The sequence below is a fragment of the Bradyrhizobium canariense genome (assembly GCF_018130465.1).
In the GTDB taxonomy this organism is placed as follows: Bacteria; Pseudomonadota; Alphaproteobacteria; order Rhizobiales; family Xanthobacteraceae; genus Bradyrhizobium; species Bradyrhizobium canariense_C.
The window spans coordinates 248215-271549 of the sequence record NZ_JAFCKJ010000008.1; the positions used below are offsets into that span (position 1 = coordinate 248215).

At 63.7% G+C, this 23335-nt stretch carries 21 protein-coding genes; 15 read left to right on the forward strand and 6 right to left on the reverse strand.

Annotated features, from left to right (window positions below; all coding sequences use genetic code 11):
- Positions 1–56 precede the first annotated feature (56 nt).
- Positions 57–461 (reverse strand): globin, encoded by a 405-nt coding sequence (locus JQ591_RS22240; RefSeq protein ID WP_211398108.1) that lies wholly within the window; start codon positions 459–461, stop codon positions 57–59.
- A gap of 469 nt (positions 462–930) precedes the next feature.
- Between JQ591_RS22240 and JQ591_RS22245 the strand changes: the two genes are divergently transcribed.
- The 10 genes from JQ591_RS22245 to JQ591_RS22290 all read left to right on the forward strand — a co-directional run bounded on the left by JQ591_RS22245 (position 931) and on the right by JQ591_RS22290 (position 11736).
- A complete protein-coding gene (locus JQ591_RS22245; protein WP_211398109.1) occupies positions 931–1317 on the forward strand; it encodes a DUF2946 family protein in 387 nt (128 codons plus the stop codon).
- A gap of 84 nt (positions 1318–1401) precedes the next feature.
- Complete coding sequence (locus JQ591_RS22250) at positions 1402–3801, forward strand: TonB-dependent receptor family protein (RefSeq protein ID WP_211398110.1); 2400 nt, start codon at positions 1402–1404, stop codon at positions 3799–3801.
- 26 nt (positions 3802–3827) lie between these two features.
- Complete coding sequence (locus JQ591_RS22255) at positions 3828–5039, forward strand: sialidase family protein (RefSeq protein WP_211398111.1); 1212 nt, start codon at positions 3828–3830, stop codon at positions 5037–5039.
- On the forward strand, positions 5036–5533 hold the full coding sequence (locus tag JQ591_RS22260; RefSeq protein ID WP_211398112.1) for a TlpA disulfide reductase family protein: 498 nt from the start codon (positions 5036–5038) through the stop codon (positions 5531–5533). Before JQ591_RS22255 ends, JQ591_RS22260 begins: the two co-directional genes overlap by 4 nt.
- A 27-nt stretch (positions 5534–5560) precedes the next feature.
- Positions 5561–6082 (forward strand): copper chaperone PCu(A)C, encoded by a 522-nt coding sequence (locus JQ591_RS22265; protein ID WP_211398113.1) that lies wholly within the window; start codon positions 5561–5563, stop codon positions 6080–6082.
- Between the two features lie 32 nt (positions 6083–6114).
- Positions 6115–6633 (forward strand): YcnI family copper-binding membrane protein, encoded by a 519-nt coding sequence (locus JQ591_RS22270; RefSeq protein WP_211398114.1) that lies wholly within the window; start codon positions 6115–6117, stop codon positions 6631–6633.
- Complete coding sequence (locus JQ591_RS22275; protein ID WP_211398115.1) at positions 6633–8201, forward strand: copper resistance CopC/CopD family protein; 1569 nt, start codon at positions 6633–6635, stop codon at positions 8199–8201. Before JQ591_RS22270 ends, JQ591_RS22275 begins: the two co-directional genes overlap by 1 nt.
- 153 nt (positions 8202–8354) lie before the next feature.
- Positions 8355–9674, forward strand: coding sequence for a proline--tRNA ligase (gene proS, locus JQ591_RS22280; protein ID WP_211398116.1), 1320 nt, complete (start codon positions 8355–8357; stop codon positions 9672–9674).
- Positions 9675–9746: 72 nt separating this feature from the next.
- Complete coding sequence (locus JQ591_RS22285; RefSeq protein ID WP_211398117.1) at positions 9747–11027, forward strand: lipoprotein-releasing ABC transporter permease subunit; 1281 nt, start codon at positions 9747–9749, stop codon at positions 11025–11027.
- 7 nt (positions 11028–11034) lie between these two features.
- Positions 11035–11736 (forward strand): ABC transporter ATP-binding protein, encoded by a 702-nt coding sequence (locus JQ591_RS22290; protein WP_211398118.1) that lies wholly within the window; start codon positions 11035–11037, stop codon positions 11734–11736.
- Positions 11737–11862: 126 nt separating this feature from the next.
- Here JQ591_RS22290 and JQ591_RS22295 read toward each other — a convergent pair whose 3' ends face one another.
- Entirely contained in the window at positions 11863–12942 is a 1080-nt protein-coding gene (locus JQ591_RS22295) for a quinone oxidoreductase family protein (RefSeq protein ID WP_211398119.1), read from the reverse strand.
- Positions 12943–13050: 108 nt separating this feature from the next.
- Here JQ591_RS22295 and JQ591_RS22300 point away from each other — a divergent pair, with 108 nt between their 5' ends.
- Positions 13051–13848 (forward strand): helix-turn-helix transcriptional regulator, encoded by a 798-nt coding sequence (locus JQ591_RS22300; RefSeq protein WP_211398120.1) that lies wholly within the window; start codon positions 13051–13053, stop codon positions 13846–13848.
- A 388-nt stretch (positions 13849–14236) separates the two neighbouring features.
- Positions 14237–14479, forward strand: a complete 243-nt coding sequence (locus JQ591_RS22305) for a hypothetical protein (protein WP_211398121.1) — start codon at positions 14237–14239, stop codon at positions 14477–14479.
- Positions 14480–14585: 106 nt separating this feature from the next.
- Here JQ591_RS22305 and JQ591_RS22310 read toward each other — a convergent pair whose 3' ends face one another.
- The gene (locus JQ591_RS22310; RefSeq protein ID WP_211398122.1) at positions 14586–15887 is read right to left on the reverse strand and encodes a hypothetical protein; all 1302 of its coding nucleotides are present in this window, start codon (positions 15885–15887) and stop codon (positions 14586–14588) included.
- Positions 15888–16217: 330 nt separating this feature from the next.
- Here JQ591_RS22310 and JQ591_RS22315 point away from each other — a divergent pair, with 330 nt between their 5' ends.
- Complete coding sequence (locus tag JQ591_RS22315) at positions 16218–19367, forward strand: GAF domain-containing protein (protein WP_211398123.1); 3150 nt, start codon at positions 16218–16220, stop codon at positions 19365–19367.
- A gap of 80 nt (positions 19368–19447) precedes the next feature.
- Positions 19448–20197 (forward strand): type I methionyl aminopeptidase, encoded by a 750-nt coding sequence (gene map, locus JQ591_RS22320; protein ID WP_211398124.1) that lies wholly within the window; start codon positions 19448–19450, stop codon positions 20195–20197.
- 9 nt (positions 20198–20206) lie between these two features.
- Here the strand turns inward: map and JQ591_RS22325 are convergent, their stop codons facing one another.
- From JQ591_RS22325 to JQ591_RS22335, 3 genes are all read right to left on the reverse strand, one after another.
- Positions 20207–21601 carry an MFS transporter gene (locus JQ591_RS22325; RefSeq protein WP_211398125.1) on the reverse strand — a complete coding sequence of 465 codons (1395 nt, stop codon included), beginning with the start codon at positions 21599–21601 and terminating at the stop codon, positions 20207–20209.
- A gap of 145 nt (positions 21602–21746) precedes the next feature.
- Positions 21747–21995, reverse strand: a complete 249-nt coding sequence (locus JQ591_RS22330; RefSeq protein ID WP_211398126.1) for a DUF3551 domain-containing protein — start codon at positions 21993–21995, stop codon at positions 21747–21749.
- A gap of 1 nt (position 21996) precedes the next feature.
- Positions 21997–22314 carry a DUF3551 domain-containing protein gene (locus tag JQ591_RS22335; protein WP_211398127.1) on the reverse strand — a complete coding sequence of 106 codons (318 nt, stop codon included), beginning with the start codon at positions 22312–22314 and terminating at the stop codon, positions 21997–21999.
- Between the two features lie 252 nt (positions 22315–22566).
- Here JQ591_RS22335 and JQ591_RS22340 point away from each other — a divergent pair, with 252 nt between their 5' ends.
- On the forward strand, positions 22567–23289 hold the full coding sequence (locus tag JQ591_RS22340; RefSeq protein WP_211398128.1) for an outer membrane protein: 723 nt from the start codon (positions 22567–22569) through the stop codon (positions 23287–23289).
- Positions 23290–23335 lie beyond the last annotated feature (46 nt).

Below are 23335 nucleotides of genomic sequence, written 5' to 3' on the forward strand. Positions count from 1 at the left end.
TCAATCTGCAATCAACGGTGGGATCGCCGCAAGCTGCGTTGGTGCAGCGCAAAGCGTCAGGCCGAGACGCTCGCGAACGCGTCGATCTCGATGAGCAGTCGATCCCAGGCCTGCGCGATGTCCGGCGACCATTCATCGCGGAGGAGATCGCGCAGCGTGTCCCTGATGACGGCGAAGAAGGCGGTGAACAGCTCGCGCGGCGTGCCGTAGCCATCGTGCGAGGCGACCTCGCACGCGATCAGCCGGAAATGCCCACGACGCATCCCGGCGAAGTCGAGAATCGCCTCGATGGTGAGTGCGAGCATCGATCCCATCACGAGCTCGCTGCCTTGCGTGCGGAACATCGCCCGCGTTTCGGGATGCTGTTCGAAGAGCCGTTGATAGACGAGCGGCGTGAGATCCGCGCAGCGCGAGGCCGCAAGTTCAAAGCTCTGTTCGATCGGATTAGAGGAGGCATTCATCGGCGCTGTGGCCATGCAGACAAAAAAAGAGCGGGGCCCTAGCCCCGCTCGAAAATTGTGTCGACCCTATTATCCCCGATTCTAAGATTTGATCTTGATTGGCGGGGCGACGCTGCGTTTTGCGCGTCAGGGGCTCCTCCCGAGACTTGGACCACCAGACTTCGACCTCGCGGCCAGCCTGAGCAAGGGGGATGCTAGATCAACTTTTCTCACTTGTCATCATTTTCGGCAACGAATGTTCAAAATTCGAGCAATTGACGAAATGATCGGGCTTTTGGCCTTGTAAGCATATGACAAATATAAGAAATCTGTGGATGGGACCTGATTGCACAACTGCCTCGAATGCCGAAGGTCCCCTCCCGCGGGGCGGTGGGACCACAATTTTCGAGAAATTTGCGCTGGACCAAGAAGGCGGCGGAACCGGCCTCGACTCGGCCAGCTGCGCGGTGTTTAGTTAGTAGACGAACGAATGGTTCGGCGGATGCGCGCACGGCTGCAAAGATTCCTACCCCTGGTCCTGCTCGCTTTGGTGATGCAGGTGCTGGCGCCGATTGCCGCCTGTCTGGCGGCCGGCCAGGCCGTGGCCGATCCGCTTTCTGCTGCCGTCATCTGCCACAGCGCGAGCGAGCAGGGTGGTCTGAACGACCAGAACGGTGCACCGTCCACACATGGTGGCGCCTGCGCGCTGTGCTGCCTGGCGCAGGTGGGCGCGTCACTCGATTCGCCGCCGCACGTCGCGCTCTCCATTCCCTTCCGCCACGCCGAGCGCGTGGTGTGGCACGCGGCTGAGGTATCCGCCGGCGCGGCCCATAAAGGCACAAACGCCCAGGCGCGCGCGCCGCCTCAATTTTCCTGACGACCCAGTGTCGCCGCGGTTCGTCCGCTGGCGACTGATGCTGTCAAACAGCCGGGAAAGAAGGCCGGCGTCAGGAATGCCCCAATGTTACGTTGTCATGCCCGCCGTGGCGTGAGCATCGTTGCCGTTCAGGCCGCGCTGCTCGCATCGTCGAGCGGAGCCTTTGCCCAAAGCAGCAATACGGAGTTGCCGGCGGTGACCGTCGAAGCGCCGCAGGCCGCCCGTCCCAAACCAGCGGTAACCCGGCCATCGCGACTACGCTCTGCTTCGACAGGCCGCGCCGCGAGGCCCGTTACGCCGAACACGAACGTCAGCGCTCCGACCGAAAGCAGGTCTGCCGGTGCAGCCCGAGATGGTCTCAATCAGTCGCCTGCCGGACAGACCGCGACGACCATCGATCGCGGCCAGTTCGACAATCGCCCGTCGTTTTCGGTCAGCGACGTCCTGCGGGACAGTCCGGGCATTTCGATCAAGCAGGGCAACGGCCCACGCGATTTCGGCATCTCGATTCGCGGATCCAACGCCCGGAACGGTTTTGGCATCCGCAATCTCGTGATCTTCGACGACGGTTTTCCGGTAACGCAGCCGGATGGCCTGTCGCGCAGCGATCTGATCGATCCCCATGCCTATGGCGCGATCGACGTGGTCCGCGGTCCCTCGTCGGCGCTCTACGGCAATTACGCGACCGGCGGCGCGCTCAATTTCCGGACGCGGCCGGGCGGCTCGATCGACGGCGTCGAATATGGCGTCGACGGCGGCAGCTACGGCTATCTCAACAACTACCTGGCCGCCGGCAAGAAGGTCGGGAATTTCGAGGGCTCGCTGTTCGCAAGCGACACGCGAGGCGACGGCTACATCGGCAATAGCTGGTTCAATACGCAGACCGTCAATTTCCTCGGCACGCTCAAGGCGACACCAGACGACCGTTTCACGGTCAAGATCATCAACAACGACCTCAGCGCGCGGCTGCCGATCCGCCAGTCGCTGAACCAGTATTATCAAAATCCCTTTCAGCAGGGCTGCGCGACGGGTGTCTCGGCAGCAGCAGGATGCGGCACGGTCACGCTGAACAACAACGGCTTCAACGCGACCGCCGGAACCGACAAGGAGACAGCCGTGCAGGCCGGGCTCGGCCGCAACGACCGCCGCACCATCGTCGGCGGCCGGTGGGAGCATGATTTCGACAACAGCACGACCTGGCGCAACCAGTTCGTGTTCGACGACAGGAACATCAGCCAGCCGACCGGCACGACCAGCGCGATCGGAGATTTTCCCTCGTACAACTACATGAGCGATCTGACCAAGCGCGGCGAGATTTTCGGCCTTGAGTCGACCACGTTCTTCGGCGCCTTCTACAACACCCTGACGGCCTCGAGCGATACGCGGAGCGTGATGCCTGGCGGCAATGCGACGCTCGGCAGGATCACGAACAACCTCTACAGCGAAACGTCTAATTACGGCGTGCGCGCGCGGGAGGAAGTGAGGCTGACACCGGCGTTGCTTGCCGTTGCCGGCATCGGCTGGGAGCAGACCGTGCTGAAGGGAATCAACACGGCCTACAGCTACACCGGTCCGACGGGCGTCCTGGATCCTCTGAAGGTTACGGCTGGTGACAGGCAATTTCAGAACACGGCGCCTGAACTGGCCCTGCTCTATACGGTCAACAGCGAATGGCTGGTCCGGGGGCGGGTCGCTACGGGGTACGGCACTCCGCAGGTTTCGAATCTGTTTATTGTTCAGAGCGGGGCGGCGGGTAACAACACCCAGCTCCAGACCCAGAAGAATGTCGGCTACGATCTCGGTTTTGATTGGACGCCGAATAACACACTCAAGCTCAGCGCGACCGGCTTCTACGAATTCTTCCGCAACGAGATCGTCACTCAGGCGACTCAGGTCACTGGCGTAACCTATTCGTTCAATGCACCGCGATCGGAGCATCGGGGCATCGAGCTTGCCGCCGACTGGAAGTTCTATCCGGGTTGGCGCTTCATGGCAGCGTACACCTATCTCGACGAAGTTTACACCGAGTATGTCGAGGATATCACCAAAGGGACCGTGTTCCACTTCAACCGGGCTGGCAACAAGATCCCCGGCATCTCACCCAACGAGCTGACGGCGAGGATCGGCTACGACGAGTTTGCCGGGCCGCTGGCAGGTCTCGGAGGCTTCGTCGAGGTCCAGTGGAAGGACTCTTTCTACATGGACAATGCAAATTTGTTGAAGGCACCCGGTTACGAGCTGGTCAACGTCAACGCTCACTACAAGACCGATCTGGTGTCCGACACCTTCCGGTCGCTGAACTTGTTTCTTGAGGTCAGAAACGTGTTCGACCGCACCTATGTTGCCTCGGCAAACAATATTGCCAACACAGTCTCGACGGCCGGTGTTCCCGACTCTGCGAGCGCGCTCGCAAACACGACGGGATCGATCTACGCGGGCTCGCCGCGCACGTTCGTTGCGGGTATGAAGGTGGCGTTCAAATGATTTGGGCTCTCAATGGGAGTAGGGCCATGATCCGAAGCGGTTTGCTCGGGATGGTCGCTCTTGCGTTCCTGCAAGGTGCGGCGTTCGCGCAGATGCACGGTCAGCATGCGTCGGAAGCGGCTTGTGACGAGCCGACGCTGCGCTGCGCAACCAAGGCGACCCCCGCATTCGGTCCGGACGGAACACTGTGGCTCGCCTGGATGGCGGGCGGGCGGGTCTCTGTTGCAAGTTCGCGGGATGCAGGGCGCACTTTTTCGACCCCCACTCAGGTCACGACGAAGCGGCTCAACCTCGATTGGGGGCCGGATGCCCGGCCGAAGATCGTGGTCGATCGCAAAGGGGGCATCGCGCTGGCGTTCTCGATCTTCGGGGATGAGGCCTTCAACGGCCAGGTGCTCTACACGCGCTCGTCCGACGGCGGGAAGAGCTTTGCGGAGCTGAAGCCGATCACCGCAAACAACGAGAGCCAGCGTTTTGAGGCGCTCGCGCTCGATCAGGATGGCACTGTCTTCGCGGCCTGGCTCGACAAGCGCAATCGCGTCCCGGCGAAGGAGGCCGGACGGAAGTACGACGGGGCAGGGCTGTTCTTTGCCTCGTCGCGCGATGGCGGCGCCGCCTACGCCGAGGCCGGTCTCGCGCGTGACAACACCTGCGAATGTTGCCGACTGGGGCTGACGTTCGCGGCCGCCGGCCGGCCGGTCGTGATCTTCAGAAACATTTTTGACGGCGGCGTGCGCGATCATGCGGTGATGACTTTCACCGACATCTCGACGCCAGGTGAGATCCATCGCGTCAGCAACGACGACTGGCAGATCAACGCCTGCCCGCACCACGGCCCCAGCCTCACGGTTGCGCTGAACGGAACCTATCACGTCGCCTGGTACACCAACGGAAAGGCGCGGAAGGGGTTGTTCTACGCTCACTCGCGCGACGAAGGTCGCACCTTCTCCGCGCCCATGGCGATCGGGCAGCCGGGCCGCAATCCGACACGCCCGTTCGTGCTCGCGGGCCCGGCGGGAACGGTGATGGTCTGGAAGGAGTTCGATGGCGAGAAGACCTCGGTGCAAATGACGATCTCACGGGACGATGGCGAGACGTGGTCGGCACCGAAGACGATATCAAGCACGACCGACACTTCCGACCATCCCTTGCTCGTTTCTAACGGCCGGCAGAGCTATCTGTCATGGATGACGAAGGCGGATGGCTATCGGCTCACAGCGATCGAGGAGCAACCATGAAACGTCGACTTGCAGGCCTTCTGGGACTGGGTATCCTGATCGCATCGGTAGCCGCGCTCGGAGCGGCGCCGGTCCTGAAACCGTTCGAACGCGGCACGTGGCAAAGCGTGCTTAGGGGACATGCGGGTCGCCCGACGCTGGTCCACTTCTGGGGGGTGACCTGCGGGCCCTGCAAGGTCGAGCTGCCGCTGCTCGGGCAGTTTGCGAAGGATCATCCCGGGATCGACGTCGTCACGATCAGCGCCGATCTCGTGCCGAACCTGCCGGCGGCGACGCAATCGATGCTCGACAAGGCGGGGCTGTCGTCGACCGAAAACTTCATCTTCAACGACGGCTTCGTCGAGCGTTTGAGGTTCGAGATCGACCCCGCTTGGCAGGGCGACATTCCCCGGACGATGCTGATCTCCCGGGACGGGACCATCTCCACGATCGAAGGCTCGGCCGAGATGGTCGATCTCGAAAAATGGTCGGGCCAGCAGCTCGCCACACACTGAAGTCAATCTGCAAACGGGAATACCGATATGAAGACGATGTTGAAAGATGTGCTGTTCGCGGCGTTCGCTCTCGCGCTCTGCACGGCACCAGCGGCGGCCGACGACGTCAAGGCGGGCGATCTCGTCATCTCGCAGGCGTGGAGCCGGGCGACACCGGGCGGCGCCAAGGTCGCCGGCGGCTATCTGACCATCGAGAACAAGGGCACAGTGGCTGACAAGCTGGTCAGCGTCTCCGCCGAAATCGCGGGGAAGGCTGAGGTTCACGAGATGGCGATGGACAATGGTGTGATGAAGATGCGCCTGCTCGACAAGGGCCTCGTGATTGATCCGGGCAAGACGGTGAAGTTCGCCCCCGGCGGCTACCACCTCATGCTCCAGGAACTGAAGGGCCCCTTCAAGCAGGGCGACAAGGTGCCGGTGACGCTTCAGTTCGAGAAGGCCGGCAAGGTCGCCGTCTCCCTCGATGTCCAGGGCGTCGGCGCGCAGGCGCCCGGCGATAGCGGACACATGATGAAGAAAATGCCTGATCATTCGGGAATGAAGATGTGACGAGCATGATCTGGACCTTCGGGAGACCGAACATGTCGAAGCGAACCTGGCTGATCTTTCTGGGTGTATTTGCGGCAACGCCAGCGACTGCGCACGTCTTCCTCGAAGGCAAGCAGGCGACAGTGGGGGGATCGTACAAGGCCGTCTTCGCCGTCCCGCACGGTTGCGCGGGCTCGCCCACGGTGAAAATCCGGGTGCAGATCCCGGAAGGCGTGATCGCGGTGAAACCGATGCCGAAGGCAGGCTGGAGTGTTGACGTGGTCGAGGGCAAATACGCCGGCGAATACGACTATCACGGCAACAAGCTGTCCTCCGGCGTCAAGGAGGTGACCTGGTCCGGTGGCAAGCTGCCGGACAAGAACTATGACGAGTTCGTCATGCACACGGCCCTGACCGAGACGCTCAAGCCGAACACGATTCTGTACTTCCCCGTCGTCCAGGAATGCGAGACCGGCGTTAGCCGCTGGATCGAGATTCCCGCGGAGGGGGCGCGGCATTCGCACGAGGGCAAGTCACCGGCGCCGGGCGTAAAACTCCTGCCAAAACCCTGATGCGCCTGCTCGCCGCGCTTGCGACGCTGCTCCTGTTTGTCGGCTTCGCGACCGGCGCCTCGGCGCACGCGACACTCGTCGCGGTCGAGCCGCCGAGCGGCAGCATGCTCGCGAGCGCGCCGAAGGTGGTGGAGCTCCGCTTCAACGAGGCGGTCACGCCGGGCGCGATCCAATTGATCGACGGCGCGGGCAGGGCGCGGGATGATGTGCGCGTCAACACATCGGGCGAGACCATCTCGGTCGCGATGCCGGCGGACATGCCGCAGGGCACGGCGGTCGTCAGCTATCGCGTGATCTCGCAGGACGGCCATCCCGTCGCGGGATCGGTGATCTTCTCGATCGGCATGCCGACGGGGACGCAACCTCCCGCAAACGCAAACGCGGATAGCGGATTGAACGTGCTGATCTGGCTGGCGCGGGTCGGTCTCTATCTTGGCCTGTTCGTCGGCGTCGGCGGCGTGTTCTTTGCGCGCTGGGTTGCGTGGTCGATGACCGGCATAGCCGTTCCGCGCGTGGCGCTCGCCATCGGCCTCCCGAGCGCGGTGGTGTCCCTTGGTGTGTTGGGGCTTGATCTCCTCGGGCTACCGCTATCGGCTCTCGCGACGGTTGCTCCCTGGAAAGTCGCATCTGGGACTAGTGCGGGCCCAGCCTTGCTCGTGGACATCGCTGCAATGCTGTTCGCGCTGCTGGCGCTAAGCAACACGTGGTGTGCGCGCGCTCTGGCAATCATTGCCTTTGTCGGCGTCGGCTTGTCGCTGGCCATGACCGGGCACGCCGCTACGGCACCGCCCGAACTGCTGACCCGGCCGGCAATCTTTCTCCATGGTCTCGGTGTCGCCTTCTGGATTGGGGCGCTCGCGCCGCTGGTCGCCCTGTTGTCGAAGTCGCCAGCCGCGGCATTGCCTGTCTTGAATCGCTTCTCCCGCATCGCCGCGCCGGTCGTTGGCGTTCTTGCATTGACCGGCCTCGCACTCGCCATCGTCCAGCTTGAAAAGCCGTCTGCATTGGTCGAGACCCGCTACGGACTCATTCTCTCGATCAAGCTCGCGCTGGTCCTCGTGCTGCTGGCGCTTGCCGGGCTCAACCGCTTTCGCCTGACCCCAGCGCTCGCGGGGGATCGCAAGGCCGCGCCGGCCCTGAAGCGCTCGATTTTGCTCGAATGCGCCATCGCGTTCGGCATCTTCGCCGTCGTCGCCGGCTGGCGCTTCACGCCACCGCCGCGAACGATTATTCCGGAGACGCCGCTGGCGATCCACATCCATACCGACAAGGCGATGTTCCAGGTCCTGGTCTCGCCGGGTAAGGCGGGTATCGACGATTTCGTGCTGCAGCTCATGACTGGCGAGGGGGCGGTGCTCGTGGCCAAGGAGGTGACGTTGACGCTGAGCCTGCCCGAACGCGGCATTGAGCCGATGGAGCGGAACGCCTCGCTCGGGCCGGACAGCTACTGGCACGTGCGCAAGGTCGAGCTACCCTTTGCCGGCCGCTGGCATGTGCGGATCGACGCGCTGGTGACCGATTTCGAGAAGATCACGCTGGAGGACGAGCTCGAGGTGGCGGCGCCCTGAACCCGGCTCTCCGGCACATCACGTTGAACCTGAAGTCGACGGAAAAATGACAGGAATTCCGCTGTGTTAGCGGCTTTTCCTCATTCCCGGTCTTGTGTTTTGGCTCCCAATCCGGTTTCACTGCAAGCCGTCACTGATTCCTCGAGTATTGCCATGCGGTTGTCGCGGTTCTTTCTGCCCATCCTGAAGGAAAATCCGAAAGAGGCCGAGATCGTCTCGCATCGGCTGATGCTGCGCGCCGGCATGATCCGGCAGGAGGCCGCCGGCATCTATGCCTGGCTGCCGCTCGGCTTCCGCGTCTTGAAGAAGATCGAGCAGATCGTGCGTGAGGAGCAGGACCGCTCCGGCGCGCTGGAGCTGTTGATGCCGACGCTCCAGCTTGCCGACCTCTGGCGCGAGAGCGGCCGCTACGATGCCTATGGCCCCGAGATGCTGCGCATCGCCGACCGCCACAAGCGCGAGCTACTGTATGGGCCGACCAACGAGGAAATGATCACCGAGATCTTCCGCGCCTACGTGAAGTCCTACAAGAGCCTGCCGCTGAACCTCTATCATATTCAATGGAAATTCCGCGACGAGCAGCGTCCGCGCTTCGGCGTGATGCGCGGCCGCGAGTTCCTGATGAAGGACGCCTATTCCTTCGACCTCAACGAGGCCGCGGCGCGCGTCGCCTACAACAAGATGTTCGTCGCCTATTTGCGCACCTTCGCGCGGATGGGGCTGAAGGCGATCCCGATGCGCGCCGAGACCGGCCCGATCGGCGGCGATCTCAGTCACGAGTTCATTGTGCTCGCCGACACCGGCGAATCCGGCGTTTTCATCAATCGCGACGTGCTGGACCTGCCGGTGCCGGGCGAGGACGTCGATTATGAGAGCGATTTGACGCCGATCATCAAGCAATGGACCTCGGTCTATGCGGCGACGGAAGACGTTCACGACGCCGCGCGCTTCGAGCAGGAAGTGCCCGCGGACAAGCGGGTGAACACCCGCGGTATCGAGGTCGGGCAGATCTTCTATTTCGGCACGAAGTATTCCGACGCGATGAAGGCGCTGGTGGCGGGCCCCGACGGGGTCGACGTGCCGATCCACGGCGGCTCCTACGGCGTCGGCGTCTCGCGCCTGCTCGGTGCCATCATCGAGGCCTGCCATGACGATGCCGGCATCAAATGGCCGGAGGCGGTGGCCCCGTTCCGCGCGGTGGTGCTCAACCTCAAGCAGGGCGATGCCGCGGTCGACGCGGCCTGCGAGAAGCTCTATGCGGAGCTCACCGCCAAGGGCGTGGACGTGCTCTACGACGACACCGACCAGCGCGCTGGCGCCAAATTCGCTGCCGCCGACCTGATCGGCATCCCCTGGCAGATCATGATCGGCCCGAAGGGCCTCGCCGACGGCAAGATCGAGCTCAAGCGGCGCGCCGACGGCTCGCGCGAGAATCTGTCGCCTGCGGACGTGGTTGCTCGGCTGGTCGGCTGAATAGTGTTCATCGCGCGATAATGGGCCGGCAATCCGGCCACAATTGACCCCGAATCATGGGATTATCAAGCGATGGATGAAACCATGACCGAGACCAAGCCAACCGCGCCTTTTGCGCCCTTCGAGTGGATGCTGTCGGCGCGCTATCTGCGCGCGCGCCGCAAGGAGGGATTCATCTCGGTCATCGCCGGGTTCTCGTTCCTCGGCATCATGCTGGGCGTGGCGACGCTGATCATCGTCATGGCTGTCATGAACGGCTTCCGCAAGGAGCTGCTCGACAAGATACTCGGGCTCAACGGCCACATCCTGGTCCAGCCGCTGGAATCGCCGCTGACCGACTGGAAGGACGTCGCCGACCGCCTCAGCCAGGTCCAGGGCATCCGGCTCGCAGCTCCCGTGGTGGACGGCCAGGCGCTGGCGTCATCGCCGTGGAACGCTTCCGGTGTCCTGGTGCGCGGCATCCGCTCCGACGACCTCAACAACCTCACCTCGATCGCCAAGAACATCAAGCAGGGCTCGCTCGAGGGCTTTGACGACGGGCAGGGGGTCGCGATCGGGCGGCGCCTCGCTGACCAGCTGTCGCTGCACGCCGGCGACAGCATCACGCTGGTGGCGCCGAAAGGCGCAGTCACGCCGATGGGCACGACGCCGCGCATCAAGCCGTACAAGATCGCGGCGGTGTTCGAGATCGGCATGTCCGAGTATGATCTCGGCTTCGTGTTCATGCCGCTCGCGGAGGCGCAGGCCTATTTCAACCGCAGCAACGACGTCACCTCGATCGAGGTCTTCACCACCAATCCGGATCAGATCGTCGCGTTCCGTCAGGCGGTGACGGAGGCGGCGGGCCGGCCGGTGTTCCTGGTGGACTGGCGCCAGCGCAACTCGACCTTCTTCAACGCGCTCCAGGTCGAGCGCAACGTGATGTTCCTGATCCTCACCATGATCGTGCTGGTCGCTGCGCTCAACATCGTTTCCGGCCTGATCATGCTGGTGAAGGACAAGGGCAGCGACATCGCGATCCTGCGCACGATGGGGGCCTCGCAAGGCTCGATCATGCGCATCTTCCTGATCACGGGCGCCTCGATCGGCGTGGTCGGTACGATGGTCGGCTTCTTCGTCGGGCTGGTGATCTGCCTCAACATCGAGTCGATCAGGCAATTCCTGTCCTGGCTGACCAGCACCGAGCTGTTTTCGCCGGAGCTCTATTTCCTGTCGAAGCTGCCCGCCGAGATCGACATCGGCGAGACCTCGGCCGTCGTCATCATGGCGCTGACGCTGTCGTTCCTGGCGACGCTGTATCCGTCCTGGCGCGCCGCACGCCTCGATCCCGTCGAAGCGCTGCGGTACGAGTGAGGGGCTGATGGAGCAGCAGGGGGCGGAAGATGTACCGGTCATTTATCTCCACGAGATAAAGCGGCAGTACTTGCAGGGCGAGGTGCCGCTGACGATCCTCGACGGCGCCAAGCTGGCGCTGTGGGCGGGCCAGTCCGTCGCGCTGGTGGCGCCATCCGGTTCGGGCAAGTCGACGCTGCTGCACATTGCGGGGCTGTTGGAAGCGCCCGATTCCGGCGAGGTCTACGTCAATGGCGCGCCGACCTCGCAACTGCCCGACATCGAGCGCACCCAGCTTCGCCGCACCGACATCGGCTTCGTCTACCAGTCCCACCGGCTGCTGCCGGAGTTCTCGGCACTGGAGAACGTGATGATGCCGCAGATGATCCGCGGCCTCAAGAAGTCCGAGAGCGTCAAGCGCGCCAAGGAGATTCTCGGCTATCTCGGCCTCGGCGAGCGCATCACGCACCGCCCCTCCGAGCTGTCGGGCGGCGAGCAGCAGCGCGTCGCGATCGCGCGCGCGGTGGCGAATGCACCGCGGGTGCTGTTTGCGGACGAGCCGACCGGCAACCTCGATCCGCACACCGCGGACCACGTCTTCCAGGCCCTGATGCAGCTCGTCAAGGCGACCAAGGTCTCCATGCTGATCGCGACCCACAACATGGAGCTCGCCGGCCGCATGGACCGCCGCGTGTCGTTGTCGAACGGCCAGGTGATCGAGCTCGAATAAAAAACGCGAAAACAACCCCATGCACAGTAGCCGGCCTGGGCCGGCTACGATCGGGGTGACGTCTCCCAGCTATCTGACATATCAGGCAAACCAGACGCGGCGGCGCATCGCTCTAGCGGAGGCCGATTATGGCCGGATCACCGTCAATTTGAACGGTCCGGCATTGGCGGCGGCATGTTCCACCGCCTCATTGGCGTGGTCGAGGTCGAAGGCGGTGGTCTCGTACTCCTCCAGCCTGAGCAGTCCCGCGCGCACCAGCCCGATCAGGCGGCCTGCGGCATCCGGCGGATACATCCAGACGCCGTGGATGCTGATGCAGTTGCGCATGATCCAGGGATAGGGCAGCTCAAGGCCCGCGCCGCCGGCCATGCCGACACCGCCCATCAGCACGACGCGGCCATAGGAGCGCACCGTCATGATCGCCGCGCGCACCACATTTGGGCTCACCGAGGGCGGCATGATGTCGAACACGCAGTCGATCGGCCCGGGCGCCGCGCGCTTCATCGCTTCGCGATCGTCGTCCTCGTTGCCGGTGAGCTTGACCGGCTTCACGCGGCTGCCGAAGCGGCGGACGAGGTCGGCGAGGATCTTTTCGTTGCGGCCGGGCGTCACCACGCAGGCCGCACCCATCGCCAGCGCAACCGACACCGCCGCGCTACCAAAGTTGCCGGTGGCTCCGCTCACCAGCACGGTCTCGCCCGGTTGCAGATCGGCGGCGAGGAAGCCGCCATAGGGCACCAGCAGCGTCCCCAGCGCGCACCATCGCGTTGCTTCCTCCGACGTGATCTGGCCGAGACGTTTGACGTTTTCCGTCGGCACCCGCATCTGCTCGGCGAACGAGCCGTGGCGAAAATGCTTTTGCAGGCGCATGCCGCCCGCACCGGCGGCGGTGAGTCCTTGCAGGGCGATGTCGGGCGCAACGGCGTCGTCGCGCGAACGCACTGTCGGGTCGCAGAACACCCAGTCGCCGATCGCAAGCTTGGTCGCGTCCGGGCCGATCGCACGCACCCGGCCGATGCCGCCGGGGCCCGGGATGATCGGCAAATCGAGTGCATAGTTGCGCATCCCGCTGAAGACCTCGTTCATGTAGGACAGCACGCGCGTGGCGACGATTTCGACGATGACCTCGCCGGTGCCGAGCACCGGTTCGGGGGCATTCTCGATCACCAGCGGCGATCCGAAGGATTTGAGTACGGCGGCTTTCATGGTGGTCACCTCATGTTCGGGTGAAGCCCATATGCGCCGCCTTTCCAGGCCCGAGAAGGCCTGGTATTATCCTAGTATTGCCTAGGCCCTCCATCGAGGCACGTCACCATGGCCGATCCCCGTCGCATCGAATTCGGCGACTTCCTCAGGTCCCGCCGCGAAAAGCTGTCACCGAAGACCGTCGGGCTGCCCGCCGGCCGCCGGCGCCGCACCGCGGGCCTGCGCCGCGAGGAGGTCGCCCAGCTCGCCGGCATCGGCGTGGACTGGTACATCCGCCTCGAGCAGGGCCGCACCGTCAGCCCGTCGGTGACCACCGTCGATGCGCTGGCGCGTGCACTGCGTCTCAGCAAGACCGAGCACGCCCATCTCAAGGCGCTGGCACGCGACGGCGACAAGCGCGCGTTTACGCGCGAAATCGTGCCGCCGCCGATACGGCGCCTGGTCGAGAGCCTGCCGCATCCGGCCTACATCACCGGGCGGCGCTGGGACGTGCTGGCCTGGAACGCCGCCGCCGAGGAGGTCTTCGCATTTGGCCGGTTGCCCGAGGAGGATCGCAACACGCTGCTCTTGATGATGACCAACAAGCGCACGCGAAAATCCTACGGCGCGGGCTGGGCCGATGTGGCCAAGCGCATGGTCGCGATGTTCCGCACCACCCACGACGTCTGGGCCGGCGATCCTGCCTTCACGGAATTGCTGACGCGGCTGCGCCAGGGCAGTCCGGAATTCGTCAAATGGTGGGAAGCGCACGAGATCCGCAGCACCGCCGCGGGCCTCAAGATCATGAACCATCCGATCAAGGGTGTGCTCCGGTTCGAGCACACGAGCTTCCAGGCCAACGACGATCCCGCGCTGAAGCTTGTGATCTACACGCCGGTGCAGGATGTCGCCTCGCCCGTGATTTAACTTTGGCTGACACGAATCTGACATGACGACAATTCCGCGTGTGCGGCGCCCGCGATACTCTTGTAAATTGAGAGCGGGCGGGTAGGGTGAGTTGGCTCTGTATTGCGAGGACGTCGTCATGAGGTCTTTGTCTCGCCTGGCTCTTGCCTGCTCCTGCGTTGCGCTGTTGACGTGCGGCCCAGGCGGCATAGCCGCCTCGCAAGCTGCGACGTCGGCGACCAGTTCTTCCACGACGCTTCCCGCCGTCACGGTGGACGCACCGAGCCAGACACCGAGGCGCAGCAAGCCGATCCGGCACCCAGCTGTTGCCCGCAGGGCCGTGCCGCGCCAGTCATCGCCGACCACTGAAACGTCGCTGACCGCAACATTGGCGGCGCCGACGTCGGTCATGACCAAGCTCGCAAAGCTCGAAAGCATCTCCGGCAGTTGTGTCGACGGTTGCCAGACGAGCTTCAGGACCGGCAATGCGCCCTGGCGCGGATGCTCGTCTTCCGGCTGGCCCGCGTTGTCGTCAACGTGCAGGAACATCTACCATTTCAAGACCTACGCCGAGTGCACGGGCACCGGAATGTTGCTGGGCTGGCAAAGCCGCGAAATCACCTGGTACTGCACCAGCCTGGCGCTGAAGTAATCCGTGACCCAGCTCGCGATTTCCGATGGCTATGCCGGCCAGAGCGTGAGATTGGCGGCGGGCCGAGTCAGCTCTGAAGGTTGATCAACGGGCCTGCCCCTTGCGCTTATGGCGACGGCGCGGCCGAAGGCGTTGCGCTGACGTTCGGCTGGGGGCCGGCTGTGGGGCCCGCCCGCCAAGGAGTCGATTGCCAGGGGACCGCCGGCCAAGGGCTTTTCGGAGCCGATGCCACCGACGCGCATGCCGCGACAAGCTGTGTCCAAACTGACGTCAGGCCCGTCAAGTCGATGTCGAATTTCGTGATGTCCGCCTTGTCGTCCGGCATCAGCGTGGTTTCGCGGACATGCAGGGAGCGGGACGCCAGGATCGCCTTGACCATGTCAGGATCGATGCTGCCGCGCCAGACTTCGTATTTTCCGGCCCGCAGCGCCGACCCTTCGGCCGCCTTGTCCGTGTCGGCGTCCGCCGTCACCAGGATGGTGCTCTTGCCGACGGCTGTCTCGTCGATCTCGCCCGCGAATGTCAGCGGCACGCGTTTCCCGCTTTCGCAGGACAGGCGCCATTCCATGGGCCGGAACGAAGCGCCGTTCTCTTTCTTCAGCATCGCGATCTTGCGGACGAAGGGGCGCGTTTCCTTCTCCAGTTTCCACGCCGTTTCGGCAAGCGAACGGGTGTCGATGCCGAAACGATGGAGCTCGGCTCGCGTCAGCATGTGCAGGTTTTCGAACTTCACTGTCCGGATCAGATCATCAAGTTCGCGGCTGATCCCCATCGCCGCGATGAACGCAGCACGATCGCGATCGGCCGTCGCCATCCGGCGCTGTCTGTATTCCGCGACCGCCGCCGGAGCCGGGTGCCCGTGAAAGGCAAGGACCAGCCTGGAGTTATGGACCGCCAGCGCGGCATCAGGGGCAACCTCGCGCGATGTCGCGCCGAGAAACAGGTAACCGCAAGCCGAGTTGCACATCGCATGGTACGTGGTGAGTTCGGCTTCCACCTCGCCGCCGGCGTTCTTGATTTTCTGGCACGCGGCGTCCACCTGCGTGCCCGCGGCGCACGCCGTCGCGATGGTCCGGCCAACCCGGGCGATCGCCTTGCGGCTGCGCAACAGCCGCCCGATGACATAGGACTGCTCCATGTTTCCGCCGGGTGAATAGAGGTAGATCGGACGCTGCATGTCCTTGACGCCGGCAAGGAAGCGGCGAATGCGCGGCGCGGCGTCCTGGTCGATATCGCCCTCGATGGCGATCCAGCGGTCGCAGCCCGGCCCGCACGCGTCAGGTGACCCCTTGGCAAGATAGATCGTCAGCCTGGACGCAAATCCGGCTTTCTCGGCCGGCGTCCCTTCGGCATGCAATGCGCCGGAGAGCAAGAGCGAGGCTACGAGAGACAAAATCCGAGCGAGCATGAAGCGATCGACCAGGCGCGGTGAAAAGCCGGAACGGACGCTATACGATGATCGGCGCGGCCACAACTTGCGGTGGCATGTCGGCGCAGCTTTTGTTTCGCCGACGTCCGCACCGGCGCTCCTGGTCGACATGCCGGTGCAGTGCCTGAGTCTCAGTCGGAGCTTCGAGCGGGAACCTAAATGCCATCATGCGGTTAAAGCGCAGACAGCTTGCGTCTGCCTGCATCACGCGAAGGTCAGGCGGGCTCACCTCTGGTCGAAGCGAACGGCAGCGGGACGATCAATCCGATTGGCTCCTCGTGGAGATAGGGAAGTGGCAGGGGAAGACCAATGACGACAGCGACCGGGGTCCGCTCGGCCGATCGCAATTCCGTCTTAGCCACACTCGGCGACTACATCCGCGAGATCAGCAATCCCGACGATCTCGCCTATGCTGCGGCGGAGCTGCTTGGCCGCAGCCTGAACGTCAGCAGGGCAGGCTATGGCACGGTCGACACATCAGCCGAGACCATCACCATTGTCCGCGACTGGAACGCACCGGGCATCCTGAGCCTCGCAGGCGTGCTGCGCTTCCGCGACTATGGCAGCTACATCGAAGACCTAAAGCGGGGCGAGACCGTCATCTGTGCCGATGCGGAAAAAGATCCTCGCGTCGGCGATCGTGCCGAGGCTCTCGAGGCGATCTCCGCGCGCGCGCTCGTCAACATGCCGATCTCGGAGCCCGGCGGAGTTGTCGCGCTGCTGTATCTGAACAATGCCGCGTCGCGCGAATGGAGCCCCGACGAGCTGGAGCTTATCCGCGATGTTGCCGAGCGCACGCGCACCGCCGTGGAGCGTCGGCGTGCGGAGACGGCGGTGCGGGAGAACGAAGCCCGGCTTCTTTTCCTGGACGCACTCAACAAGGAAACGGCCAAGACCCGCGATGCCGACGGCGTGATGGCGGTCACGACCAGGATGCTTGGCGAGCATCTCGACGTCTCGAGCTGCGCCTATGCCGACATGGATCCCGACCAGGACGGCTTCACCATCCGCGGGGATTGGGCGGCGCCCGGTGCGGTGCATATCCTTGGTCACTACAGCCTGGCTGACTTCGGCAAAAAGGCGGTGCGAGAGCTGGGCGCCGGCAGGCCCCTCATCATCAATGACAATTTGAAGGAGCTGGCGCCTGAGGAAGCCGCCACTTTCCAAAACATCGGGATAGGTTCGACGATTTGCGTGCCCTTGGTCAAAGAAGGGCAGCTCACGGCCTTGATGGCGATTCATCACCGGGGCCCGCACCAGTGGACGCCGCGCGAACTCGCCTTGCTCACCGAGGTGACGGAGCGATCGTGGGCCCACATCGAGCGCGTCCGATCGGAACAGGCAGCGCGGGAGGCTGCCGAACGACTGACGCTTGCGAACAAGGCGGCTGGCATCGGCACCTGGGACTACGACCCGGTCAACGACGTTCTTGGATGGGACAGCCGCTGCAAAGCGGTGTTCGGTTTGTCGCCGGACGCCGACGTAAGCTATGAAGGGTCGTTCCTGAAGGGCCTTCATCCCGAAGACAGGCAGCGCGCCCACGAGGCCGTGTCGGCAGCCCTGACGCCGCATTCTCCGACGAATTACAGTATGGAATACCGAACCGTGGGCATCGAGGACGGCGTCGAACGCTGGATCGCCGCGACTGGTCAAGCCATCTTTGCCAACGGCCGGGCTGTTCGGTTCATCGGCACGGTTCTGGATATCACCGCGCAAAAGAAAACCGAACGTCATCTCAGAATACTGAATGATACCGGGGCTTCGGTCTCTCGCGAACGCGACCTCGAGAAGATCGTCCAGATCGTGACGGATGCCGGCGTCGGACTCTCGGGTGCTCAATTCGGTGCCTTTTTCTACAACGTTCTGGCGCCGGAGGGCGGCAGCTACATGCTGTATTCGCTGTCCGGTGCGCCGCGATCCGCGTTTGAACAATTTCCGATGCCCCGCAACACCGCCGTCTTTGGCCCGACCTTCCAGGGCTCTGGCGTGGTGAGGTCCGACGACATCCTGCAGGACCCCCGCTATGGCAAGAACGCGCCGCGGAAAGGCATGCCCGAGGGCCATCTTCCGGTTCGATCCTACCTGGCGGTCCCTGTGATCTCGCGAACCGGCGAAGTCCTCGGCGGACTCTTCTTCGGTCACGCCGAGACGGGTAAATTCCAGGCAGAGCATGAGGCCGCATTGCTTGGCATTGCGGGCCATGCCGCCACCGCTATCGACAACGCCCAGCTCTTGACCCGGCTCGAGGCGCTCAATGCCGGATTGGAGCAACGTGTTGCCGACGAAATTGCCGAGCGCATGAAAGCTGAAGAGCAACTCCGGCAATCCCAGAAGATGGAAGCCGTCGGGCAATTGACCGGAGGTATTGCCCACGACTTCAACAATATGCTGGCCGTGATTCTCGGCAGCTTGAACCTTGCCAAGCGGCGGCTCGGCAGGGGAGAGGTCAGCATAGACCGATTTATCGAGGGCGCCATCGACGGTGCAAATCGCGCGGCCACGTTGACGCAGAGGCTGCTCGCGTTCTCGCGCCAACAGCCTCTCGCGCCTGAGGTCGTGGACATCAACAAGATGGTCGGCGGGATGAGCGAGCTGCTCGAGCGATCACTTGGCGAGCTGATCCGCCTCGAGACGGTGCTGGCGGCTGGCCTCTGGCGGGTCAAGGCAGACCCGGCCCAGCTGGAAAGCGCTGTGATCAATCTCGCGGTCAACGCGCGCGATGCCATGCCAAAGGGCGGCAGGCTGACGATAGAAACCAGCAACGCCTCGATAGATCGAAAGTATGCTCGCGAGTACGCGCTGGCACCCGGACAGTACGTTCTCGTGGCCGTGACGGACAACGGCACGGGAATTCCGGCCGATGTGCTGGGCAAGGTGTTCGATCCGTTTTTCACGACCAAGGTCGTGGGCAAGGGCACCGGCCTCGGCCTCAGTCAGGTCTACGGTTTCGTGCGGCAGTCGGGCGGCCATGTCAAAATCTACTCGGAAGTCGATGTTGGCACGACCGTGAAGATCTACCTTCCACGCTTCGCCGGCGAGGAGGCGAGCTCAGATCGGTCGCAGGGAGAGATACCTGGCGGTGCAAGCCATCAGAACGAGACCATTCTCGTCGTAGAAGACGACGAGCGCGTCCGCAGCATGTCTTCCGAAAGCCTGCGCGAACTTGGCTACACCGTCGTCGAAGCAGCCAGCGCCAAAGAGGCGATCAGGACGATCGAAAATGGTTTTGTTCCAGACCTGCTGTTCACGGATGTCGTCATGCCCGACATGACCGGCGCCGAGCTTGCGGCCGAGCTGTCGAAACGATACCCGGAGCTGAAAGTGCTGTTCACCACCGGCTACACGCGCAGTGCAATCGTTCACAATGGCATGCTCGATGCCGGCAAGCATCTGCTTCCCAAGCCCTTCGCTATCGAAGACCTGGCTGCCAAAGTCCGCAGCTTGCTCGACGAGATCTGAAGGCATTTTTTGGAAACGGCCTCTCCCGTTTGCAAGCCGCCTTCACAAGCGCTATGTCCCGGCTTTCGGAAGAGCCTGACATGACGATCTCTGATGACAACGACCTCGCGCGCCTGAAGGAGATCGGGCGTATCGTCGCCAATACCCTGGAGGCCATGGGGAAGGCGCTCGAGCCGGGCATGACCACCTCCGAGCTCGACCAGATCGGGCGAGCACTGCTGGAGACCGCCGGCGCACGTTCGGCGCCGGAGCTGGCCTACGACTTTCCCGGGGCGACCTGCATCAGCGTGAACGAGGAGATCGCTCATGGCATCCCGGGCGATCGGCGGATCGCGGGCGGCGACCTCGTCAACATCGACGTGTCGGCCGAGAAGAACGGGTTCTTTGCCGATACGGGAGCGTCGTTCGCCGTTCCGCCCGTCACCCGCGCGGTCGAACGTCTTTGCAGGGATGGCCGCCGCGCGATGTGGACTGGCCTGCAGCAGGTCGGCGCCGGCAAGCCGATTGCCGGCATCGGCAAGGCCATCGGGACGTTTGCGCGGAAGAACGGCTACAGCCTGGTCAGGAACCTTGCCAGTCACGGCGTCGGCCTGTCGCTCCATGAGGAGCCGACGGAGATCGCGACATGGCCCGACCGCTCCGAACGCCGTATCATGAGCGAAGGCCTCGTGTTCACCGTCGAGCCGTTCCTGTCCCTTGGCGCCGAATGGGCACAGGATGGCGATGACCCGTGGACGCTCTACAGCAGCCCCGAAGCGCCGACCGTTCAATACGAGCACACCGTGATCGCCACCCGAAGCGGACCTTTGATCGTTACGCTGGCCGGTTGAGAGGCGTTCTCATGCCACCGGATCTCTTGCAGCGTCCGAACGGCTTCGATCATCCGGCGCCAGCGGCGACGCCGGTCTCGCCGGCGTATTCTCCAATTGAGTTGCGTTGGTTGCTGAGCTGACATCGACCGGAGCAGACCTGGCGTCAGCAGACTTGGCTTCAGTAGACCTGGTGTCAGCAGACTTGGCGTCAACAGGCTTGGCGTCAGCAGATTTGGCGTCGCGATAGGCGACGATCCAGATCAGGAAACCCAGAACCGCCAGCGCGGCGCCGACGGGACCCGTGGAGGTCCACCCCAGCCCCTCGCGAATGGCGAGGCCGCCGAGGAACGGGCCGAGCGCATTGGCGGTATTGAACGCCGAATGGTTGAGTGCGGCGGCGAGCGCCTGCGCATCTCCGGCGACGTCCATCAGCCGCGTCTGGAGGATGGCGCCGAGCGAGACGCTGGCGCCGATGGCGAAGACGTCCGCCGCCAGCGCCCAAGGATTGCCGGCGGCAAGCGGAAACGCCAGCAGCGCGACCGCTGAGAACAGCAGGATGACGCCCGCCGTCGGCATCAGCGCACGGTCGGCAAAGCGCGGCACGAACAGATTGCCGAGCGTGGCGCCGATGCCGAACACGGCCAGAAAAAACGGAATGACCGCGGGGCTGACCTTGGTCACCTCCATCAGCGTCGTCGCCAGATAAGTGTAAACAGCGAACATGCCGCCGAAGCCGATGGCGCCGATCGCCAGCGTGATCCAGACGCGGCCGCTTCGCAGCGCTCCGAGCTCTCGCAGGGGATCGGACCGGCCAGCCTGGTCGCGCGGCGCGAACAGGGCGCACAGCAGCACCGTGAGCAACGCCAGCACCGACACGAGGCCGAAGCTCGCGCGCCAGCCGATCGCCTGCCCAATCAGATTGGCGAGGGGCACGCCGATGATCGTGGCAGTGGTCAGGCCGAGCATCACCTGGCCGATCGCCTGCGAGCGACGATGTTGAGGAACGAGGGAGGCCGCGACCAGCGCGGCGATGCCGAAATAGGCGCCATGCGGCAATCCCGAGAGAAAACGCGCCGCGATCATTGAGCCAAAGCCCGGCGCCAGCGCGGTGAGGGCGTTGCCGAGCGCGAACACGGCCATCAGGGCCAATAGCTGCGTGCGTCGCGCCAACCGCGCGCCAAGCACGGTGATCAGCGGCGCGCCGAGCACGACGCCGAGCGCGTAGGCGCTGATCGCATGTCCCGCGGTCGGCTCGTCGATCCCGAGGTCGGCGGCGAAGAACGGCAACAGGCTCATCGATGCGAATTCGGTGGTCCCGATCGCAAAGCCGCCCATCGCGAGCGAGAACAGGACGATGGCGAGATGAGGGGGCGCGGAGGCTGCGGTCGCGCGGGGCGAGGTCGCTGGCTGCGATGTCGTCATATGTCCTGCAATGGTGGCGTCAACGGGAACCAGCCCAGCGAACGTCGCCACCCCTGCAAGATTTCTCTGTCGTACTTAAACCCGGATCGGTCGGCGTCAACACCGGAAGCTCAACGCAAGGCAGGCCGCATATCAGCGTCCCGATCTAATTGACGCGCCTCGAGCGGTGAGGGGGCTTCGTCTGCGCGAAATACGGGTTCGCGACGCACGTCGCCGAACGCCCGACGGCTAAATATTTGCACTGCTCGAGCGAGGTGTAGCGGCAATCGAAATAGCCGACGGGGCCGTAGATCTGCATGCAGACCGGATAACTCGGATCGTAGGTCTGCGCGTGCGCGGGCGCGCCCGCCAGGAGCAGGCCGATCGCCACAAGCGCGAGACGAGCGCGGCGCATCTCAGCGCAGGAAATAGCCCGGCGGATAACCGGGCGTCTGTGCGCGCGGCCTGTTCTGATAGGCGTAGGGATCATCGCTTTGGCCTGCGAAATACGGATTGGCGATGCAGGTGAGGGCGCGGCCCGACGAGCTCGCCTGACACTGCGCGTAACTGTCGAAGGTGCAATTGCTGAGCCCCGGCCATTCATCGCCGGTGAGACAGAAGGCATGGTGAGTTCCGAACGCGCGCGCCGGCGTGCTTGCGTCGAGCGTGAGCGCAAATGTGGCGAGTGCGAGCGAAAATGTGGCGATAATGGGGAGAGCAATTCGTCTGCGCATTCGATTCTCCAATCACGCGAACGTGCGCGCGACGTTGTTACGCGCGCATGCTGCATATGTCGTGTAGTCGACAATGGAACTCATGAAAACACTTGTTTCAAAGGGTTTCCAGCGCGCGCTGGTAAATCTTCATTAATGAAGCGCGATCCTTTGGCGCGAACTGTGGCGTCGAGGTTACAGCAATTCCGTCGAGCGCTGGTATGACGACGCCACGGCCCGGGGGCCTAACGACGAAACTGGAACGGGAATCAAATGAACAAGAATCTGTTGCTTGCTGCTGTGAGCCTTGTCGCGCTCGGCGCGACCGCACCGGCGGTGGCTGCTGACCTCGCTGCGCGGCCTTACACCAAGGCGCCGGCGATGGTTGCCGCGATCTACGACTGGAGCGGCTTCTACATCGGCGTCAACGGCGGCGGTGGTTCCGCCCATTCGACCTGGGATCTCGTCGGCGGTGGCCGCGAGGGTTCGCACGATGCCACCGGTGGCACCGTCGGTGGTCAGATCGGCTACCGCATGCAGTCGGGCCAATGGGTGTTCGGCATCGAAGGTCAGGGCAACTGGGCTGATTTCTCGGGCGACAACGTCAGCGCGCTGTTCGCGACGCGCAACCGCTCGAAGATCGATTCGTTCGGTCTGATCACCGGTCAGGTCGGCTACGCCTGGAACAACGTCCTGGTCTACGCCAAGGGCGGCGCTGCAGTGGTCGGCGGCAAGTACGACGTCTCCAGCACCGCCACGGGCGCGCTGCTGTCCTCGAACGACCAGACCCGTTGGGGTGGCACGATCGGTGCCGGCCTCGAGTACGGTTTCGCACCGAACTGGTCGGTTGGCGTCGAGTACAACCACATCTTCCTGCAGGACAAGGACGTCACCTTCGCTCTGGTGCCCTCGACCGACCGCATCCGTCAGGACGTCGACATGGGCCTCGTCCGCCTGAACTACAAGTTCGGCGGCCCGATGATCGGCCGTTACTGAGTAAAAAGACTGATATCGATCGCTCGACTTCGAGCGGTCGGCGAAA

Bases quoted from the DNA above. Each gene is read 5' to 3' on its own strand.
- JQ591_RS22245 (WP_211398109.1), top strand. From the start codon at position 931: ATGGTTCGGCGGATGCGCGCACGGCTGCAAAGATTCCTACCCCTGGTC.
- JQ591_RS22255 (WP_211398111.1), top strand. From the start codon at position 3,828: ATGATCCGAAGCGGTTTGCTCGGGATGGTCGCTCTTGCGTTCCTGCAA.
- proS (WP_211398116.1), top strand. From the start codon at position 8,355: ATGCGGTTGTCGCGGTTCTTTCTGCCCATCCTGAAGGAAAATCCGAAA.
- JQ591_RS22290 (WP_211398118.1), top strand. From the start codon at position 11,035: ATGGAGCAGCAGGGGGCGGAAGATGTACCGGTCATTTATCTCCACGAG.
- JQ591_RS22240 (WP_211398108.1), bottom strand. From the start codon at position 461: ATGAATGCCTCCTCTAATCCGATCGAACAGAGCTTTGAACTTGCGGCC.
- JQ591_RS22315 (WP_211398123.1), top strand. From the start codon at position 16,218: ATGACGACAGCGACCGGGGTCCGCTCGGCCGATCGCAATTCCGTCTTA.
- JQ591_RS22310 (WP_211398122.1), bottom strand. From the start codon at position 15,887: ATGCTCGCTCGGATTTTGTCTCTCGTAGCCTCGCTCTTGCTCTCCGGC.
- JQ591_RS22340 (WP_211398128.1), top strand. From the start codon at position 22,567: ATGAACAAGAATCTGTTGCTTGCTGCTGTGAGCCTTGTCGCGCTCGGC.
- JQ591_RS22295 (WP_211398119.1), bottom strand. From the start codon at position 12,942: ATGAAAGCCGCCGTACTCAAATCCTTCGGATCGCCGCTGGTGATCGAG.
- JQ591_RS22300 (WP_211398120.1), top strand. From the start codon at position 13,051: ATGGCCGATCCCCGTCGCATCGAATTCGGCGACTTCCTCAGGTCCCGC.
- JQ591_RS22330 (WP_211398126.1), bottom strand. From the start codon at position 21,995: ATGCGCCGCGCTCGTCTCGCGCTTGTGGCGATCGGCCTGCTCCTGGCG.
- JQ591_RS22250 (WP_211398110.1), top strand. From the start codon at position 1,402: ATGTTACGTTGTCATGCCCGCCGTGGCGTGAGCATCGTTGCCGTTCAG.
- JQ591_RS22270 (WP_211398114.1), top strand. From the start codon at position 6,115: ATGTCGAAGCGAACCTGGCTGATCTTTCTGGGTGTATTTGCGGCAACG.
- JQ591_RS22260 (WP_211398112.1), top strand. From the start codon at position 5,036: ATGAAACGTCGACTTGCAGGCCTTCTGGGACTGGGTATCCTGATCGCA.
- JQ591_RS22335 (WP_211398127.1), bottom strand. From the start codon at position 22,314: ATGCGCAGACGAATTGCTCTCCCCATTATCGCCACATTTTCGCTCGCA.
- JQ591_RS22275 (WP_211398115.1), top strand. From the start codon at position 6,633: ATGCGCCTGCTCGCCGCGCTTGCGACGCTGCTCCTGTTTGTCGGCTTC.
- map (WP_211398124.1), top strand. From the start codon at position 19,448: ATGACGATCTCTGATGACAACGACCTCGCGCGCCTGAAGGAGATCGGG.
- JQ591_RS22305 (WP_211398121.1), top strand. From the start codon at position 14,237: ATGACCAAGCTCGCAAAGCTCGAAAGCATCTCCGGCAGTTGTGTCGAC.
- JQ591_RS22265 (WP_211398113.1), top strand. From the start codon at position 5,561: ATGAAGACGATGTTGAAAGATGTGCTGTTCGCGGCGTTCGCTCTCGCG.
- JQ591_RS22285 (WP_211398117.1), top strand. From the start codon at position 9,747: ATGGATGAAACCATGACCGAGACCAAGCCAACCGCGCCTTTTGCGCCC.
- JQ591_RS22325 (WP_211398125.1), bottom strand. From the start codon at position 21,601: ATGACGACATCGCAGCCAGCGACCTCGCCCCGCGCGACCGCAGCCTCC.